Below are 17,086 nucleotides of genomic sequence, written 5' to 3'. Positions count from 1 at the left end.
GTATCCGGACCAGTCGTGCTGCGGCTGGATCAGACCGGGCTGCGTTCGGACGCGGCCGTGGCCGCGACCTCGGTGCCGGTCGGGCAGACTCCGGTCGTACCCAAGTCTAGTAAGCAGTTCAAGGTCAACGCGATGGCCGCGATCAGCCATAACGGCGAGCCGTATTTCACCTTGTTCGAGGTCGGCTTCAACGTGACGGTGATGATCGGGTTCCTGGACCGGCTTGTGCGGTATCTGGACCGCAAGATCCATCTGATCGTGGACGGACCATCCTCGCACCGCGCTCACCTGCAGCGGGACTGGCTGCCGAGCGGAAGATCGAGATACACTTCCTGCCCGGCTACGCCCCCGAACTCAACCTCGTCGAACTGCGGGGCATCGACCTGAAAACCCACGTCACCGCAACGACGAGTGCCCGAACCCAGGCTAAGCTGGCGACTGGCGCACGCACCCACCTGCGCCGCCGCCAGAACCAACCGAACGCGTGAAAACCATCTTCGGCAAGCAGCACGTCCGCTACGCCGCAGCCCAGTAACGCCATATTTGCCTTACTGGGCAATATGTCCATCTCGCCGCAATCGGCGCTATAGGACTCACCGATGAGCGAGACGACGGTCGCGGTGCTCCTCAGTCTTTCTTGCGGGCGATGGTCAAGCCGTCGGCGATGGGCAACATCACCGTGTCAAACCGTGCATGCGCGGCCAGCGTGGCGTTGAGCTCCCGCAGCGCGGTTGATGCGTCGCGCAGCAGTCCCGCCTGGGCCAGCTGCGGGTCGAGCACGTACCCGTTGAACAACACGTTGTCCACAATGAGCAGTCCACCGGGACGCAGCAGCGGTTCAACCGCTCGGAAGTAGCTAGGGTAGTTCTCCTTGTCGGCGTCGAGGAACACGATGTCGAACGCGGTGCCTGGTGCGAGCGCGCGCAGCGTGTCCTGGGCCGGCGCGATGCGGAAGTCGATCCGGTCCGCGACCTCGGCGCGCTTCCAGTGCTCGCGGGCGATGTTGGCCCATCGCTCGGTGACGTCGCAGGTCAACACCCGTCCGCCCGGGGCGACGCCGCGCGCGAACGAGAGCGCTGAAAGGCCCGTAAATGTGCCGATGTCGAGCACGTTGCGGGCGGCGATCAGGCGTGTGAGCAGTGTCAGAAGCGCTGCCTGTTCCTGAGGTACCATCATGATCGCCAGGTCGCCGATCTCGGTGGTTTGCGTGACCAGGCTTTCCACGACCGGATCACTCGGCGAACACGATCTCACCATGTAGTCCCGCATCGCAGGGCTGATCGGAAGATGCTTGACTTCGCCGAATCGCTGCGCAGGCATGCTAGGTGTCCCTCCTCGTCGGTGCTGTCAGCCAGGCAACTGGGTATGCCGTGCGGCGTCAAGCGTTGCGTCGCCCGGGAACATTGGACGCTGCACTTTCGTCCTCATATACAACGCGACCTCTTCTTGCGCTGGGAGCTTCTAGGGACAAACAGGCAACCGCTTCCGGACGTTAGGGCATGTGCTGGCCGACTGAACTGTTCTTTAGGCTGGGGCAGCGGTCTACTTGGGCGCGTTCTGCCTTTGTCCTTGTAAGCCTGGCAAAGAAAGCCCTTCGCCACCTGCCAGGTACCGTCCCACACCACATCCCCGGTCGAGCTGACGACCCGCGAACGCATGGCCCTGTGCCAGACGGCCCGCTGTGGACTACCACAAATTCCCCTGGACTCGACCACGAGTCCGTCGTCCCGGAGGCCGCCGGTCGGTTCCCTGCCTGGGCTGCGGACCGGTTCACCGACGCGCCAGCACCGGACATCTGCCCCAGACCTGATCTGCCGAAGGTTCGCAATCCGGCCAGCAGAAGGGAATTGCATGCGCAACGAAGGCACTGGCGCCTGGCCGTACCGCCGCGTCCGTCTCTCTTCCGGCAAGACTGCGATCACCTTCCGCAATCGTGCCACCACCTACCTCGAACTCGACGACAGGGTGACCCGCCTGGCGCACGCGCTGCGCTCGCTCGGTATCGGCCGCGGGGACCGGCTCGCCCTGCTGAGCACGAATCATCCCGCCTACCTGGAGGCGCTGTTCGCCTCGGGTTTGCTCGGCGCGATCTTCGTGCCGCTCAACGCCCGGCTCACCGCACCAGAGGTGAAGTACGCGCTGCGAGACTCGGGTGCAGCGGTGTTCATCCACTCCCGGGAATTCGGCGAGATCGCGCGGTCCGCCGCCGGGGCCGCGACCCGGGTCGTGCTTGACGGGGCCGCAGACCCGGACTCGGTCGGCTACGAGGCGCTGATCGCGGCCGCCGACTCGTCGCGCATCGACGAGCCGGTGTCCCACGACGACCCGTGCTTCATCATGTACACCTCTGGCACTACCGGTCGCCCCAAGGGCGTGGTCCTCACCCACGGCAACATCGTGTTCTCCGCGATGAACGCGATCGTCGACCTCGACCTGGACAGCCACGAGGTGGCGCTGGTGTGCGCGCCGCTCTTCCACACCGCTGCCTTGGACTTTGTAGCGTTGCCGACGCTGCTCAAAGGCGGCAACGTGGTCATCGAGGAGGGCTTCGAACCAGGCCGGATCCTCCAGGTGCTCGAACGGGAGCGGATCAGCTACACCTTCGGCGTGCCGACCATGTTCGATGCGCTCAGCGCCCACCCCGACTGGGAGACGACCGACCTGAGCGCGATCCGGCGAGTGATCGTCGCCGCGGCCCCCGTCCCGCCGCGCACGCTGCGCACCTACACCGAGCGCGGCATCAAGATCTGCCAGGGATACGGCCTGACTGAGACCGGCCCGGGTGCGCTGATCCTCCCCCCGGACGACGTCGAGCGGAAGCTCGGCACGGCGGGCGTCCCGCACTTCTTCACCGATGTCCGGATCGTCGATGCCGATGGACGCGAAGCGGCGGCCGGCGAGCACGGCGAGATCCAGATCTGCGGCCCCAACGTCATGCGCGAGTACTGGAATCAGCCGGACGCCACCGACGACGCGTTCACGGACGGGCGCTGGTTCCGCTCCGGCGACATCGGGGTCGCTGACGCCGACGGATTCGTCACGGTCGTCGACCGCCTAAAGGACCTGATCATCTCTGGCGGCGAGAACATCTACCCCGCCGAAGTGGAGGCGGCGGTTCTCGAAATGCCGGGCGTCACCGGCTGCGCGGTCCTCGGCGTGCCGCACGAGAAGTGGGGTGAGGTGGGATGTGCCATCGTCTCGCTGGCGAACGGCTGCGAACTCGACCACGATCAGCTCGTCGCGTTCCTTGCTCCTCGGCTGGCCAAGTACAAGATCCCCAAAACGCTCGTAACGGTCGACGAGATCCCCCGCAACGCCACCGGCAAGGTCCGCAAAGACCTGCTTCGGGGCCAGTTCGCCTGATCTGCGCGCAACCGCTCACCCGCCACCCCTCACGCGGCACCTATGCCGGCCGGCGAACTTCCCGATCGTGAAGCCGAGTAGGGCATCTGGCTTCGGTGTTTCACGTTCGACCGCGTAGGTGATGCCCGAATGTGGTGAACGCGGTCTTGCGGGGTGAAGCTGGGGAAAGCACGGGAACGCGGTCAGCACGACGACCTTGGGCCGCCGTAGCATTTCGACAGCACCCACTACAGCAGGATCACCAAGCGATGGATGGCCGAACACCGTCTCATGCTGATCGAGGGTGCGAAGTACAGCCCGCAGGACAGTCCCGTCGAACGGGTCTGGGTCGGACTCAAACTCCTGCCCGTCCACGGTCGGGACGCCACTGGCGACGTTGGGCGCCTTGGTGACCGCGGCTGGCCTGGAACATCCGGTTTGCCCCGCTGATCGGGCGTTCTTGGCAGCGCTGGTCGGAAACCCGAACAGAAGAGACGCGATACCCACTGCGAGCGGAGCCCGGTTCTCACCGCGCTTGTCGATTAGGGCATCCGATAGAGCCCGTATGCCTCCGTGGACTCGATCAGTCTGGCGAACATCACACCGAAGGCCGGCAGCAACGCGATCTCGCCGAGTGTCTCACCGAAGCCGCCGAGGACCACGTTCGACTTTGGGGCAGGTGGCGCGGTAGTCGGCCCGCCAGGCGGGGTCGGTTTGACGCGCCCGCCCGGCTTGCAGCGCGGCCTCGTGGGCACTGACGGTGATCGTGCGGCCGGTCTTCGCGGTGGTGCACTGTGCGGCCGGCGAGCAGGCGGCGCAGGCGGCGCCGAAGTTGGCCGCTTCGGCGTGCCGCTCGCGGGCGCGGATGGGGGCGGTGTGCCCGGCAGGGCAGGTCACGGTCTGCGTATCGAGGTCGGTGTCGAAGCGGTCCTTCGGGAAATGGCCTTTCGCCGCTGCTGGCGGCTGCACCTTCAGTCGTTTGTAGATGTCGGCGCCGTCCAGCCGTTCCAGCAACTCGCCCGTACCGTAGGCCGCATCCCCATACACCCGCCGCCAGATCTTCATCCGAAGCTTCGGCTTCGGCTTCGGCTTCGGGGAGGCAGGATGTCGGCCAGGAGAGTCTCGGCAGCCTCGGCGTCACCGCTGTTGCCGGAGCTGACGTTGGTGGCGGTGATGCTCTCGCTGTCCGGGTCGATGGCGATATGCCCTTTGTGGCCGTCGAAACCGTGGGCTTGGGTTTTGTGCCCGTGGCGGGTTTCGGGGTCGACGGTGTAGATGACGCGGTCGGCCGCGACCCTGCGGGCGATCCGCAACACCCCGTCATCATCATCGGTCAGGTCCTGGCCCAGCACCTTGGCCAGCAGTCGTGCCGCCTTGTCCGCGTCCTCAGCGATTTCCACGCCGTCGAGCAGCGCCAGCATCGCGAACCGGTCCTGGGCACGGGAATCGATTAGCGCATCCCGGGCGGCCTGGTCGTCCCAGTCGATCAGCGGTTTCGCCGTACAGACATAGTCGTCTTCGGAGGTGACAACGGCGCGCAGCCGGGCGGCCAAGTCGGCACCGGCGGCCGTCAGCAGACCACAGATCGCCGAGCGGATCAGGGTGATGGTGTCCATCGTCGCGACCCGCGTCATACAACGGGGTCGAGTTCAGCACCCGCCTCCGGCCCACCAACCCCGCCTCGCTCGCGACATCCAGCACTGCCTCGAAGATCCGCTCCGGCCGAGCCGAGCGGGCCAACCGGGCCCGCATGTCCATCAGCACCGTGTGCACGAAACCGGGATAGTCGAAATCCAGACCACCCGCGGCGTACTTCCAGCGGGCGTCGAAAGCGAACCGCTCGACCGCCTCCCAGTCCAACAAACCCTCAATACGCTGCAGCACCATCAACCGCAAATTGGGATGCGCTGAGATCATTGCGGATCCTGACCGCTCCGTACCAATCTGATCTGCGATCGCACCCGCACCCTCAACCGACTGTGCGAATCACCCTTGCCGTTCCGCACCGTCGAACCAGTCGCCTGTCAGCTGGTCAATAGTCCCTCCGGCCTCAGCGTCAGTGCTGTTCTCGAACCGTGCCTTGAGCAGATGAGCGTGTTGTTCGATCAGCAATGCGTGGAGTCGGCGGGCCGCGACGGGGAGATAGCGGCCGCGGACGTGTGCTATTCCGATGGTTCGTTCGGCGCCGGCGTCTGCCAGGTCGGTTTCGGGTGGGCTCCAGCGTCGTTCTGGTCCGGCGGCCGGGGGCAGGACGGCGATGCCCAGGCCGGCGCCGACAATACCTCGGACCGTTGGTACATCGGCCCCTTCGAACACGATCCTTGGCCGGATTTTCGCCTCCGCGCACAGTGCGTCAGTGATCTTGCGTAGCCCGTAGCCGGCCTTGAGCGCCACAAAGGGGCGGTCTCCGACATCGTGCAGATGTGTCGGCCCCTTCCAATCGGTTCTGGTCTCTCCGGGAGGAGTCACCAGTACCAGTCGCTCTGTCCATAGTGGAGTCCATTCGACACCGGGGCGTTCGGGATCGGGAGAGGTGAGGCAGAGATCGACCTGACCGCTCTCGAGCATCGTGACCACGTTCTCGGCCCCGCCTTGTGAAAGCAGGAATCGGACCTTGGGGTAGGTAGTGCGGAATTTCTGCACGAGTCTTGGGATCAAGGTTGGTCCGAGGCTGGGAACGAACGCCAGGGCGACCTCGCCCTGATCGGGATCTGTCGCGTCTGCCACTGCCGCGTAGCCGGCTTGTAACGATCGCAGTGCGTCCTCGACGTGTGTTCGGAACAGGTGGCCGTAGCGGTTGAGTCGCACGACTCGCCCCTGTCGATCGAACAGCGGGACCTTCAGCTCGTCCTCGACTCGACCGATCGCCTTGCTGATCGCTGACTGGGACATGTGCCGGGCGTCGGCCGCGCGGCCGAAGTGCTCTGTGCGGGCGCAGTCGAGGAAGACGTCCAGGTCTCGGAGCTCCATTGCCAACTCATTCCTGGTAGGAATCAATTCAAGGAAAATACTTCACTAGACGCAATGATAGCTGCCTTTTAGCGTCACAGACACAGTCACAACGACGACGTGTGAAGGCGGGAACCTCATGACGTTGGCCCAGACCGAGCGCAGCATTGCGGACCTCGTCGAGTACTACTTCGATCAGCCGTGGAGCGACGGGCTTCCGGTTGTTCCCCCTACTCCTGAACTGGTCGAGCAGATGGTCGACGCCCTCGGTGGCGATGGCTCGGTGGTCGAGGCGCGGGTTCCGCCGCGGTGGGGGACGCTGACGCGTCAGGTCCTCGCGGTGAACATGGTGCTGGCCGGCTGCAAGACCGACTACGCCCCGGTGGTGAAGGCTGCGGTGCAGGCCATCTGCGATCCCCGGTTCAACCTCAACGGAATCCAGGCGACCACTCACGTGACTTCGCCGCTGTTGGTTGTCAACGGTCCGATTCGCAGCGCGATCGGCATGAACTCAGGCGGCAATGCTTTCGGGTCGGGGAACCGCGCCAACGCGACGATTGGGCGCGCGATCCGGTTGGTCATGCTCGCTGTGGGTGGCGGCATTCCGGGAGATCTAGACAAGAGCACCCTGGGGCATCCGGGCAAGTACACGTTCTGTATTGCCGAGAACGAGGAAGTGAGCCCCTGGGCGCCCTACCACGTGGAGCACGGTTACGCCCCGGAAGACAGCACGGTTTTCGCGATCGCGGCGGAAGCGCCGCACAGCGTCACCAACCACGTGTCGGATGACCCCGAAGGCATCCTCGACAGCATTGCCTCGGGTATGCGCACCATCGCTCACAACAACAGTGTGCTGGGCGGTAGCTGCACGATCGTGATCGGCCCAGAGCACGCGGAGACCATCAACAGTCATGGCTGGACACGGCATGACGTGCGCAGTTACCTGTGGATGAACAGCGCGAACAAGTTTCGCGAGATCGCGCACGACCACCGCTACGGCAAGGTGTACAACCGCAACCTGCCCAAGTGGTACCGCCGAGATCTCGACTCCCCGATCCCGATCGTGGAGACGCCCGACGACCTGCACCTGTTTGTCGTTGGTGGCCTTGCCGGTCGCTTCTCTGCCGTCTTGCCCGGCTGGAGCCGGGCCACCGTGCCGGTGCTCAAGCCGATCGAGAATGCCACCGGCCAAACCCCACATCCAGCCGACGGACCTGACTGTTCCGACGGCACCTGCCGTCTCTGACAGCTCACTCGTTGCCCCAAGAACGGAGAACCACCAATGGACAACGCTGTCACCTTCGATCCGACCGGAGTCGTCGAGTCCGCTCGACAGTCGCTGACAGCTCGGGTATCCGAGATCAAGGGCAGGAGACTTGCTGTCCTGAATAACACCAAGTGGAACGCATCGAAGTTGTTGCGCCTGTCCGTCGCCGAGATGGAAGAGCACGGTGCGAAGTTCGACAGCGTACGGTACTACGACAAACACCACTTTTCCTCCGACGCCGATCCGGCGCTGCTCGATCAAATCGCCGCCGAGAACGACATCGTCCTTACTGCCATTGGCGACTGTGGCTCGTGCACCTCCTCGTGTGTGAACGACGGCATCCAGATGGAGTTGCGCGGCCTGCCCAGCGCCGTGATCGTGACCACTGAGTTCGAGCGCGAGGCTGGCCTCCAGAAGCGTGCGCACGGTATGGACGACCTCGAGCCTGTCGTGATCACCCACCCCATCTCCTCGCTCGCGCCGGACCTGCTCGGCGGTCGCGCACGTGAGGTGGCCCCGCAGGCGCTGTCGATCTGGACTACCGGCCGCCGCCCCGCCGCCAAGGTCTGACACCGGACGGGAGCCGAAATGCCCGAAGAAACACCGGAGAATGTGGACGTTCTGGTTGTGGGCGGCGGTCCGGCCGGATTGACCGCCGCGATCTACACGGCCCGGGCCGCGCTGAACGTGATGGTCCTGGAAGGTGAGCCGTCGTCTACCTCGGATCAGCCCGGCGGCCAGTTGATGCTGACCACGGATGTGGAGAACTACCCAGGATTCCCTGAGGGGGTGACGGGTCCTCAGCTGATCGCCGACCTGCGCGAGCAGGCCACAAAGTTCGGTAGCCGCCTCGTGCAGGGAAAGGCTGTCAGCGTTCAGCTGACGCAGCCGCCGTTTCGTGTTGAGGTCAGCAGTGACATTGGAAAGGTCATCGCGCGATCGGTGATCGTCGCAACCGGTTCACGAACCAGGATGCTCGGGCTGCCTCGCGAGGACCACCTCGTCGGGCGAGGTGTGTCGACCTGCGCCACGTGTGACGGGTTCTTCTTCCGGGACCGTGACATCGCGGTGGTCGGCGGAGGGGACTCCGCGCTCGAAGAAGCTCTGTTCCTGTCTCGGTTCGCGCGAACCGTCACGATCATCCACCGGCGCGACGAGCTGAGAGCCTCGAAGATCCTGCAGCACAGGATGGAGCGGGAACCCAAGATCTCGATGCGTTGGAACACGGTCATCGACGAGCTTTTCGGGAAACAACAGCTCGCCGGACTGCGCCTCCGAGACATCCGCACGGGCGCCCTCGATGTTCTCCCAGTGACTGGCCTATTCCTGGCGATCGGCCACTCACCGAACACCGCGGTTTTCGAAGAACATCTGAAGCTCGACGCCGACGGCTACATCGTCACTGAGCGCGGCACCTCGACAAGCGTGCCAGGCGTATTCGCCTGTGGCGACGTGCAGGATCCAGTGTATCGCCAGGCGATTACTTCGGCCGGCAGCGGATGCATGGCCGCGCTCGACGCCGAGCGCTGGCTCGGCGACTCCGACCACGACCTCGCATTCGAGCCGGCTGCATCGACGGCCCTCACCCCCGGGAGCGTGTAATGAGCGACCAGACGCCCCTCGGCCCGATGGAGCTCCTAGCACTGGACGAGCTACTCGGCGACGAGGACAAAGACATCCGCGACACGGTCCGCCGATTCTGCGACGACCGGGTACGGCCACATGTCGCGACCTGGTTCGAAGACGGGCGCCTTCCGATTCGGGACCTTGCGCTGGAACTGGGTGAGCTCGGATTGCTGGGTATGCACCTCGAGGGTTACGGATGCGCGGGCACCAGTGCCACCGCCTACGGACTGGCCTGCCACGAGCTCGAGGCGGCCGACTCCGGCGTCCGTAGCCTGGTTTCCGTTCAGGGGTCGCTGGCGATGTTCGCGATCCACCGCTTCGGTTCCGAGGAACAAAAGCTGCAGTGGCTTCCGGAGATGGCGGCGGGCCGGGCGATCGGCTGCTTCGGGCTGACCGAGCCTGACTTCGGCTCCAACCCGGCCGGCATGCGCACCATCGCTAAGCGCGACGGCGGTGACTGGATCCTCAACGGCACGAAGATGTGGATCACCAACGGATCGGTTGCCGACGTGGCCGTGGTCTGGGCACAGACCGACGACCGGGTGCGGGGATTTCTCGTCCCCGCCCGTATCAAGGGGTTCAGCACTTCCGAGATCACCCGGAAGATGTCGCTGCGTGCATCGGTCACTTCCGAACTCGTTCTCGACAACGTAAGGCTTCCTGCCGAAGCGATCCTTCCCGGAGCCGCAGGGCTTTCCGGCCCGCTGAACTGTCTGAACGAGGCGCGGTACGGGATCGTGTTCGGGGCACCCGGGGCGGCGCGGGAGTGTCTGGACACCGCCATCGACTATGCCATCAACCGTCCGGTGTTCGACCGACCGCTGGCCGGCTTCCAGCTGACCCAGGCCAAGCTCGCGAACATGGCTGTGGAACTGGATAAGGCCATGTTGCTTGCGCTGCGGCTGGGTTCCCTCAAAGACGCGGGGCGCATCACCCCCTACCAGATCAGTGTCGGCAAGCTGAACAATGTTCGCGAGTCACTCGCGATCGCCCGCGAGTGCCGGACCATTCTCGCCGCGAACGGAGTGACCCTCGAATACCCGGTGATCCGGCACGCCAACAACCTCGAGTCGGTCCTCACTTACGAAGGCACATCGGAGATCCACCAGCTCACCGTGGGGCAAGCGCTGACCGGTATCGGAGCGTTCAAATGACGGGGATCGGTGCATTGAGCGGCCTTCGCATTGCCGATTTCAGCCGCGTTCTGTCAGGCCCCTACGCCACGATGCTCCTCGGCGACATGGGTGCCGAGGTTATCAAGGTCGAGCACCCTGTGGCGGGGGATGAGACCCGTTCCTGGGGCCCTCCTTGGTATGCGGGTCAAGCCACCTACTACCTGGGCGCGAACCGCAACAAGACGGCCACGGGGATCGATCTGGGCACCGAGTCGGGCCGGGCACAGGCCCGGGCCCTGATCGGGCAGTCCGACGTAGTCGTGCAGAATTTCCGACCCGGCACGATGGAACGCTTCGGCCTCGGCTTCGACCAGCTCGCCGCAGAGTTCCCCCGGCTCGTCTACTGCTCGATCAGCGGATTCGGGTCCGCCAACGGCGCGGACCTTCCCGGTTACGACCTGATCGTCCAGGCGGCCGGTGGCCTCATGAGCATCACCGGGCCTGACGAGGAAACTCCCATTAAGACCGGCGTGGCCCTGGTCGACGTGATCAGTGGCCTGCACGCCGTCACCGGAATCCTTGCCGCACTGCGTTACCGCGATCACACCGGCGTCGGCCAGCACGTCGAGGTGAACTTGTTTTCCTCCTTGCTGTCGGCACTCGCTAACCAGGCGGCCTCGTACGTCGCCACCGGGCACCTCCCAAAGGCGCTGGGCAATCGGCATCCCAGCATCGCGCCCTACGAAACGATGAACACGGCGGACCGGCCGCTCGCTGTCGCCGCAGCCAACGACAAGCTGTTCACGAAACTGGCCCAAGCAATCCAACGACCGGATCTCATCAGCGACGAACGGTTCGCCACCAATCCCCAGCGAGTGGCCCACCGCGAGCAGCTCGTCAAGGAACTCGAGAAGACGCTGACCCGTGCACCAGCTGACCACTGGTTCGCTCTGTTCCGGCAAGAAGGCGTTCCCTGCAGCCCGATCAACGGCCTGGACCAGGCCTTCGAACTGGCCACTTCGCTCGACCTTGACGCCGTCGTCTCGATCACATGTCCCGACACCGGCACAACCTACCCACAGGTGGCCTGCCCGATCCGGCTGTCGGAAACCCCGGCAACCTATCGCCTCGTGCCCCCGCCGCTGCCTGGATAGGAAGGAGAGAGCAGCCACAACGACAGGCGCAGCACTAGCCGCACACCCAAACGTTCCTCTTCCCACATTGGCCACCTCCTTACCCCAGAAATGTCAGCGTCGACACTGGGAGCGCCAAGCGCAACCGAGTGTCCTTCCATCCGGAGGACCCACCCATGGCAGGCTCAATCACCGGAGTCAAACGTCCAGTTCGGCAATTATTTGCCGGCGCGGTTAGCCATTTCGTTGAATTCTACGATTTCATCGTCTATTCGTATGTCGCGATCTATTTCGCGAAAGAATTCTTCCCCTCATCGGGCTCAGAGCTGGCCCCTCTGCTGGATGCCTTCGGCGTCTTCGCGGCGGGCTTCCTCGTCCGGCCGATCGCCGGTCTGGTGGTCGGCGTCTTCGCAGATCGCTATGGGCGCCGAGCAGCCATGAGCCTGAGCGTGTGGATGATGGGCGCAGCAAGCCTCCTTATCGCGCTTACCCCCACATACGCTCAGATCGGCATCGGCGCGCCCATCATGCTCGTATTCGCTCGAATCCTTCAGGGCTTTTCCGCCGGTGGGGAGTACACGTCGGCTGCGGCCTTCCTCGTCGAGTCCGCACCCGAGAACCGGCGCGGGCTGTTCTCCAGTTTCATGTTCGTCAGCTCCAGTCTTGGCAAGTTGGCCGCGATCGGCCTGGTGGCGGCTGTGGCCGGGATTCTCGGCGACGAGGCCATGCGGAGCTACGGTTGGCGAATTCCATTCGCATTCGGTGCGGTAGTCGCGGTCGTCGCCTGGTGGATCCGTCACCGATCAGAGGAGACCCTTGCTTCCACCGCGGCATCGTCCACGCAAGAACAACCTTCCAAGCCGGGGTTGCTCGAGGCACTGCGTCGGCACCCGGTGCAGTGTATTCAGGTCTTCGGACTCGTCACCGGAATCGGCGGCAGTGTCTACCTCTGGTCTACCTATTTCCCAACCTACGCAGCCATATCGGCTCACATTCGACCGTCTGCCACGATGATCGCGGGCATGATCGGACTAGTCGTCTACACCGCCGTCACGCCCCTCGTGGGCCTGCTCGCCGACAGAGTCGGCACCCGGCCGGTCCTGTATATCTTCGCGATCTCGACGGCGATCGCCACTGTCCCGCTGCTTCAGCTCACCTCGGCCGGCTTCGGCGGAGTGCTCGCCGCGCAGATCATCGGCCTTGTGCTCGTTTCTTTCGGAACCTCGATCATGGCAGCGGTTCTCGTGCAATTGTTCCCGCAGCGCTTTCGCGTCACGGGAATGGGCGTCCCGTACTCGCTCTCGATCGCGATATTCGGTGGCACAGTCTCGACGATCGGGACAGCGTTGGCTAACGCGGGAGCCGAAATCTGGTTCGGCTGGTACATGGCCGGACTGTCGGTGATCACCCTGGTCACCACGCTCAGCCTGCGTGGCAACCGGCGGCGCGACGTGCCCGAGGACGGGCAAGCTCATGTCGCCGACGATCGGAAAGCGCCTGCGGAAACTGGCAACACCCGCCCAAGCGAGGTCGGCTGAGATCGGGCGGAGTCGCGCCCCGCCCATCCCCCCACCGGTAGCCCGGGTATTCACGCGGCTCGGAGCGCCACGGGGTTGTAGATGGCGGAAGTACCTGTCTCATAAAGGAATCTTGGGCTTGGGGCAAGCAGGCAATAGGGTTCTTGAGTCACATCACGACGAAGGAGGCCCCCATGTTTAAGTATGATGCCAACCACTCCGTGGGGATGACCTCGCGCCGGAACCGGTCGATGATCGTGCGCCAGACAGCGACCGGTGAACGACTCAGGGTGGCCCGCACCGCGATCGATCGGGCGCTGGCGCACCACACTAGCTATCGGTGTGACTTCGCCGTCAATTCCCGGATCAACAATGGAGATCGGTTTCGGAATAGGCGATCTGCGCGATCGCTTGCTCTGGTGAGCTGACCGTGGGGGACCACACCACGTCCGATGTGGATCACATGGTCGCGGCTCTCGCGCCGCGGCTGATGTTGTTGGCGTTAATGCTTGAAAACTGCAATGTCACGGAGGCCGCGGATCGTCTCGGGATACCCCAACCGACCGCCAGCAGGTGGCTCGCGCAGATGGGCCGCGAGCTTGATGCTCCGGTGGTGGTGAAGTCCGGTCGGCAGGTGCGCCTCACGCGGGCCGGTGAACACCTCGTGCGGAGTGCCGTTTCAGCGCTCGCGGATCTGCGCAGTGGATGTCGGCAGTTGATCGAAGAGCGCGATCCAGGTCGTGGACAGATTACCTTTGCGTTCCTGCACACGATGGGCCAACGACGGGTGCCGGACCTGTTGCGTGTGTTTCGCCGACGACATCCGCAGGTGCGTTTCGTCCTGGCACAAGGCTCGGGCGAAGAAGTTCTCGTACAGCTGGAAACCGGGCAATGTGATCTCGCCTTGAGCACGCACCACCCTGGTGATCTTCAGTTCGAGCAGGTCGTGCTCGACGCACAGCCGGTCGTTGCGACAATTCCGAAGGAGCATTGGCTGGCGCAGCGTTCCCACATTCGGATCGAGGAACTCGCCGATGAGCAGTTCGTTGGCCTCAAGGCGGGCTTCAGTTTCCGGAACTTCACCGACGATCTCTGTTCTGGCTCAGGGTTCATCCCCCGACTAGCCTTCGAGGGCGAGGAGGTCGACACCGTTCGCCGACTCGTTGCAGCCGGACTGGGTGTGGCTCTGCTCCCAGCTGACGAAGATTCGGTGCCGGACGAAGTGGTGGAAATTCCGTTAAACCCTGGAGTCTTCCGTGAGATCGCTCTGATGTGGCGAGCGCACGACAGCCTCGCGCCGGCGGTGCGTGAGTTCCGCGATCATGTCCTGCAGACCTATCACATATCCTGACCGCGCAGTGGATCTCGATGCTGTGGCTGGTCTCGTTGAGGTCGCCTGGGTGGTTCTTCCCTCCACCGGCCGCACGTTGCATCCCATAGGCATAGGAGATTCCCGATGAAGACCATCGGTGTTGTCAGTGGTATCGCATGGCCGAGCTCGATGATCTACTACCGCGTGATCAACGAGGCAGTCTCGCGACGCCTGGGCGGCAACGGCCTTCACTGCGCGGACCTCGTGATGGCACAGAACGACTTTGAACAGGTCGAGCTCCACCAGCGCATCGACCGATGGGACGTCGTCGGTGAACTGCTCGCGGAGCAGGGACGCCGGCTCAAGGCCGCAGGTGCCGATTTCTTCCTGCTGGCATGCAACACGGTCCACGTCGCTGGTGACATCGTCGAGAACGGAGTGGACCTGCCCTTCCTCCACATCGTCGACCCCACCGGCGAGCAGTTGATCCGACAGGGAATCCGCACGGTCGGCCTGCTCGGCAGCCGCTACACCATGACCGGCACCTACTTCGTGGACCGGCTCAAGCAGCGTTACGGCATGGAAGTTCTGATCGCCGAAGACGAGCACCAGGACAACGTCCACAACGCGCTCTACCAGGAGCTCGCCAAGGGGGTCTTCCTCGACCAGACGCGCGACAAATTCCGGGCGGCCATCGCAGACCTCGCCGCGCGCGGCGCCGAAGCTGTAGTGCTGGGCTGCACCGAGTTCGGGATGCTGGTGAGCCAGGAAGACAGCCCTGTGCCACTGCTGGACACCACCGTGGTTCACGCCGAGGCCGCCGTCGAGATGGCGTTCGCCGACGAGCCGGCCGTTGAGGACGCGATCATGGCGGTGCCCAAGTGACCGTCGCGTCTCCTCCCGCGATGACTCCGGAGCAGCGCCTTGCGGAGCTGGGGCTCCAGCTTCCGGTCCAACGCCCGCCGATCGCCAACTTCGTGCCGCGGCAACAGTGCGGCGACCTGCTCTACCTGTCCCGATCAGGGGTCCAAGAACGAGGCCGGGACAGTCAGCGCCGGCACGCTCGGTGCCGAGTGCTCCATCGAGCAAAGGAGTGCCGATGCTCGCCAGGTCGCCCTGCAGATTCTCGCCTCGTTGCGCTACGCGCTCGGCTCGCTCGACCACGTCGAGACGATCATCAAGCTGCTGGGCATGGTCCAGGCCACCGCCGACTCCACGGACCATCCGAAGGTGATCGATGGCTGTTCGGACCTTCTGATCGAGATCTTCGGCGAGCGCGGTCGGCATGCCCGCTCAGCCGTTGGCATGTCCTCCCTGCCGGGAGGCCTGACCGTCGAGGTCGAAGCCATCGTCCAGATCAAGTCGGACGTCCAGGTCCGGAGATTCGGAAGGGAGTAGGTCACGTGTCAGAGGTGGTGCAGCCCTGGCAGCTAAGGGCGAGCTTCGCGCAGCGTTTGTCGACGTTGTACGGCACGGAGGTCCCGGCCTACAACATGCTCTTGGAAGTCAGCGGCGAGGTCAACGCGAACGTGCTTCGTCAGCAGGGTGCCGAGGCCGAGCGTCTCGGCAGCATCGACCGGGTGACGGCGGAGCGACACGGTGCCATCCGGGTCGGTACCCCGCAGGAACTCGCCGAGGTGGCCCGGATCTTCGGTGCCCTGGGCATGTACCCCACCGGGTTCTACGACCTGCGCGACGCCGTGCCAGCGCCGATCCCGGTTGTCTCCACGGCATTTCGTCCGGTGGACTCCGTTGAGCTGGCGCGAAACCCCTTCCGGGTGTTCACCTCCATGCTGGTGCCGGAAGACCGCCGGTTCTTCTCCCCGGGCCTGGGGAAGCGACTGTCTCGGTTCTTGGCAGCACGGACGCTGTTCCCCGATGAGCTCCTGGCGTTGGCCGATCACGCCGAGGCCGAGCAGGGATTGCCGCAGGCTGATGCGGAGCGTTTCCTCGAGCTGGCGGTCCAGGCGTTCGCCCTGTCTCGCGAGCCGGTCGACCGGATCTGGTACTCCGAGCTCGAGGCTGTGTCCAGCGTCGCGGCGGACATTGGTGGTGTCACGACTACGCACATCAACCACCTCACCCCTCGAGTCCTCGACATTGACGATCTGTACCAGCGCATGTCGGATCGCGGCATCACCATGATCGACCGCATCCAGGGCCCGCCACGCTGGCGGGGCGCCGACATCCTGCTCCGGCAGACGTCCTTCCGTGCTCTGGCCGAGAGCCGACGGTTCCGCGAGCCGGACGGCGCCGTGGTCGAGGGCAGCTTGCGGGTTCGGTTCGGTGAGGTCGAGGCACGGGGCCTTGCACCGACCCCGGTCGGCCGGGACAAGTACGAAGCCATGATCCTCGAGACAGACCGTCGCGCGGTCAGCGACCCAGAGCGCTCGAGAGCGGAGCACATGGCGCAGGTCTGGCGGGAGCAGTTCCCGACGACCGAGCTGGACCTGGCCCAGCAGGACCTGGCCTACTTCACGTTCCGGATCAACGACGCCCGCCCACGCGACGGGCAGCCTCCCACCAGCCTGGCGACCCTGCTCAGCGAGTCGTGGATCATCGCCGAGCCGATCGTCTACGAGGATTTCCTGCCTCGGTCGGCGGCAGGCATCTTCTCCTCGAACCTGACCAGCCAAGGTGAGGTCGACACCTCCGCAGGCGAAGCGCCGCGGGACCGCGCCTGGATGTCCGGGGCCATCGCCCGGGACATCGCCGACCCGTCCGATCTGTACGCCGCTCAGCGCGACGCATCCCTGGAGCAGATCCAGCGGGAGTTCGGCCTGCAAAAGATCAACTAGATCGCCGACAGAGGCTCGCATGTGCAC

At 64.6% G+C, this 17,086-nt stretch carries 16 protein-coding genes and 1 pseudogene; 13 read left to right on the top strand and 4 right to left on the bottom strand.

What is annotated here, in order from left to right:
- The first annotated feature begins 15 nt into the window (after positions 1-15).
- Positions 16-387, top strand: coding sequence for a transposase (locus SSPN_RS45045; protein WP_010309122.1), 372 nt, complete (start codon positions 16-18; stop codon positions 385-387).
- 240 nt (positions 388-627) lie between these two features.
- Here SSPN_RS45045 and SSPN_RS0122340 read toward each other — a convergent pair whose 3' ends face one another.
- The gene (locus SSPN_RS0122340) at positions 628-1,320 is read right to left on the bottom strand and encodes an O-methyltransferase (RefSeq protein WP_010309118.1); all 693 of its coding nucleotides are present in this window, start codon (positions 1,318-1,320) and stop codon (positions 628-630) included.
- A 531-nt stretch (positions 1,321-1,851) separates the two neighbouring features.
- Here SSPN_RS0122340 and SSPN_RS0122335 point away from each other — a divergent pair.
- Positions 1,852-3,363, top strand: coding sequence for an acyl-CoA synthetase (locus SSPN_RS0122335; protein WP_010309114.1), 1,512 nt, complete (start codon positions 1,852-1,854; stop codon positions 3,361-3,363).
- A gap of 219 nt (positions 3,364-3,582) precedes the next feature.
- Positions 3,583-3,702: pseudogene (locus SSPN_RS62180) on the top strand (IS630 family transposase); the annotation flags it as partial.
- 279 nt (positions 3,703-3,981) lie between these two features.
- Here SSPN_RS62180 and SSPN_RS58530 read toward each other — a convergent pair.
- The 3 genes from SSPN_RS58530 to SSPN_RS45030 all read right to left on the bottom strand — a co-directional run bounded on the left by SSPN_RS58530 (position 3,982) and on the right by SSPN_RS45030 (position 6,312).
- The gene (locus SSPN_RS58530; RefSeq protein ID WP_010309104.1) at positions 3,982-4,407 is read right to left on the bottom strand and encodes a transposase; all 426 of its coding nucleotides are present in this window, start codon (positions 4,405-4,407) and stop codon (positions 3,982-3,984) included.
- The gene (locus SSPN_RS60125; protein ID WP_237710685.1) at positions 4,404-4,958 is read right to left on the bottom strand and encodes a transposase; all 555 of its coding nucleotides are present in this window, start codon (positions 4,956-4,958) and stop codon (positions 4,404-4,406) included. The genes SSPN_RS58530 and SSPN_RS60125 overlap by 4 nt, the downstream gene beginning before the upstream one ends.
- Positions 4,959-5,328: 370 nt before the next feature.
- Positions 5,329-6,312: a LysR family transcriptional regulator gene (locus SSPN_RS45030; RefSeq protein WP_010309099.1), complete on the bottom strand. Its 984-nt coding sequence runs from the start codon at positions 6,310-6,312 to the stop codon at positions 5,329-5,331.
- 118 nt (positions 6,313-6,430) lie between these two features.
- Here SSPN_RS45030 and SSPN_RS0122305 point away from each other — a divergent pair, with 118 nt between their 5' ends.
- The 10 genes from SSPN_RS0122305 (at position 6,431) to hglS (ending at position 17,059) form a co-directional block, all read left to right on the top strand.
- Positions 6,431-7,537: a hypothetical protein gene (locus SSPN_RS0122305; protein WP_010309097.1), complete on the top strand. Its 1,107-nt coding sequence runs from the start codon at positions 6,431-6,433 to the stop codon at positions 7,535-7,537.
- Positions 7,538-7,573: 36 nt separating this feature from the next.
- Positions 7,574-8,128 carry a UGSC family (seleno)protein gene (locus tag SSPN_RS45025; protein ID WP_010309095.1) on the top strand — a complete coding sequence of 185 codons (555 nt, stop codon included), beginning with the start codon at positions 7,574-7,576 and terminating at the stop codon, positions 8,126-8,128.
- Between the two features lie 18 nt (positions 8,129-8,146).
- Complete coding sequence (trxB, locus tag SSPN_RS0122295) at positions 8,147-9,160, top strand: thioredoxin-disulfide reductase (RefSeq protein ID WP_044574755.1); 1,014 nt, start codon at positions 8,147-8,149, stop codon at positions 9,158-9,160.
- Between the two features lie 26 nt (positions 9,161-9,186).
- On the top strand, positions 9,187-10,338 hold the full coding sequence (locus SSPN_RS0122290; protein WP_237710805.1) for an acyl-CoA dehydrogenase family protein: 1,152 nt from the start codon (positions 9,187-9,189) through the stop codon (positions 10,336-10,338).
- Positions 10,335-11,453 carry a CaiB/BaiF CoA transferase family protein gene (locus SSPN_RS0122285; protein WP_029535615.1) on the top strand — a complete coding sequence of 373 codons (1,119 nt, stop codon included), beginning with the start codon at positions 10,335-10,337 and terminating at the stop codon, positions 11,451-11,453. The genes SSPN_RS0122290 and SSPN_RS0122285 overlap by 4 nt, the downstream gene beginning before the upstream one ends.
- A gap of 155 nt (positions 11,454-11,608) precedes the next feature.
- Positions 11,609-12,970: an MFS transporter gene (locus tag SSPN_RS0122280; RefSeq protein ID WP_010309083.1), complete on the top strand. Its 1,362-nt coding sequence runs from the start codon at positions 11,609-11,611 to the stop codon at positions 12,968-12,970.
- A 409-nt stretch (positions 12,971-13,379) separates the two neighbouring features.
- Positions 13,380-14,300 (top strand): LysR family transcriptional regulator, encoded by a 921-nt coding sequence (locus SSPN_RS0122270; protein WP_010309075.1) that lies wholly within the window; start codon positions 13,380-13,382, stop codon positions 14,298-14,300.
- A 105-nt stretch (positions 14,301-14,405) separates the two neighbouring features.
- A complete protein-coding gene (locus tag SSPN_RS0122265; protein ID WP_010309071.1) occupies positions 14,406-15,146 on the top strand; it encodes an aspartate/glutamate racemase family protein in 741 nt (246 codons plus the stop codon).
- Between the two features lie 39 nt (positions 15,147-15,185).
- Complete coding sequence (locus tag SSPN_RS45020) at positions 15,186-15,659, top strand: RidA family protein (protein ID WP_010309067.1); 474 nt, start codon at positions 15,186-15,188, stop codon at positions 15,657-15,659.
- 5 nt (positions 15,660-15,664) lie between these two features.
- A complete protein-coding gene (gene hglS, locus SSPN_RS0122255; RefSeq protein ID WP_202798886.1) occupies positions 15,665-17,059 on the top strand; it encodes a 2-oxoadipate dioxygenase/decarboxylase in 1,395 nt (464 codons plus the stop codon).
- Positions 17,060-17,086 lie beyond the last annotated feature (27 nt).

Origin of the sequence: Saccharopolyspora spinosa NRRL 18395, assembly GCF_000194155.1 — a bacterium.
GTDB classification, from domain to species: Bacteria; Actinomycetota; Actinomycetes; order Mycobacteriales; family Pseudonocardiaceae; genus Saccharopolyspora; species Saccharopolyspora spinosa.
Note: the sequence above shows the minus strand (reverse complement) of the source record. Positions and strands in the feature narration are given on the sequence as shown.

Bases quoted from the DNA above. Each gene is read 5' to 3' on its own strand.
- SSPN_RS58530 (WP_010309104.1), bottom strand. From the start codon at position 4,407: ATGAAGATCTGGCGGCGGGTGTATGGGGATGCGGCCTACGGTACGGGC.
- SSPN_RS0122280 (WP_010309083.1), top strand. From the start codon at position 11,609: ATGGCAGGCTCAATCACCGGAGTCAAACGTCCAGTTCGGCAATTATTT.
- SSPN_RS45030 (WP_010309099.1), bottom strand. From the start codon at position 6,312: ATGGAGCTCCGAGACCTGGACGTCTTCCTCGACTGCGCCCGCACAGAG.
- SSPN_RS0122265 (WP_010309071.1), top strand. From the start codon at position 14,406: ATGAAGACCATCGGTGTTGTCAGTGGTATCGCATGGCCGAGCTCGATG.
- trxB (WP_044574755.1), top strand. From the start codon at position 8,147: ATGCCCGAAGAAACACCGGAGAATGTGGACGTTCTGGTTGTGGGCGGC.
- SSPN_RS0122335 (WP_010309114.1), top strand. From the start codon at position 1,852: ATGCGCAACGAAGGCACTGGCGCCTGGCCGTACCGCCGCGTCCGTCTC.
- SSPN_RS0122290 (WP_237710805.1), top strand. From the start codon at position 9,187: ATGGAGCTCCTAGCACTGGACGAGCTACTCGGCGACGAGGACAAAGAC.
- SSPN_RS60125 (WP_237710685.1), bottom strand. From the start codon at position 4,958: ATGGACACCATCACCCTGATCCGCTCGGCGATCTGTGGTCTGCTGACG.
- SSPN_RS0122340 (WP_010309118.1), bottom strand. From the start codon at position 1,320: ATGCCTGCGCAGCGATTCGGCGAAGTCAAGCATCTTCCGATCAGCCCT.
- SSPN_RS0122285 (WP_029535615.1), top strand. From the start codon at position 10,335: ATGACGGGGATCGGTGCATTGAGCGGCCTTCGCATTGCCGATTTCAGC.
- SSPN_RS0122305 (WP_010309097.1), top strand. From the start codon at position 6,431: ATGACGTTGGCCCAGACCGAGCGCAGCATTGCGGACCTCGTCGAGTAC.
- SSPN_RS45025 (WP_010309095.1), top strand. From the start codon at position 7,574: ATGGACAACGCTGTCACCTTCGATCCGACCGGAGTCGTCGAGTCCGCT.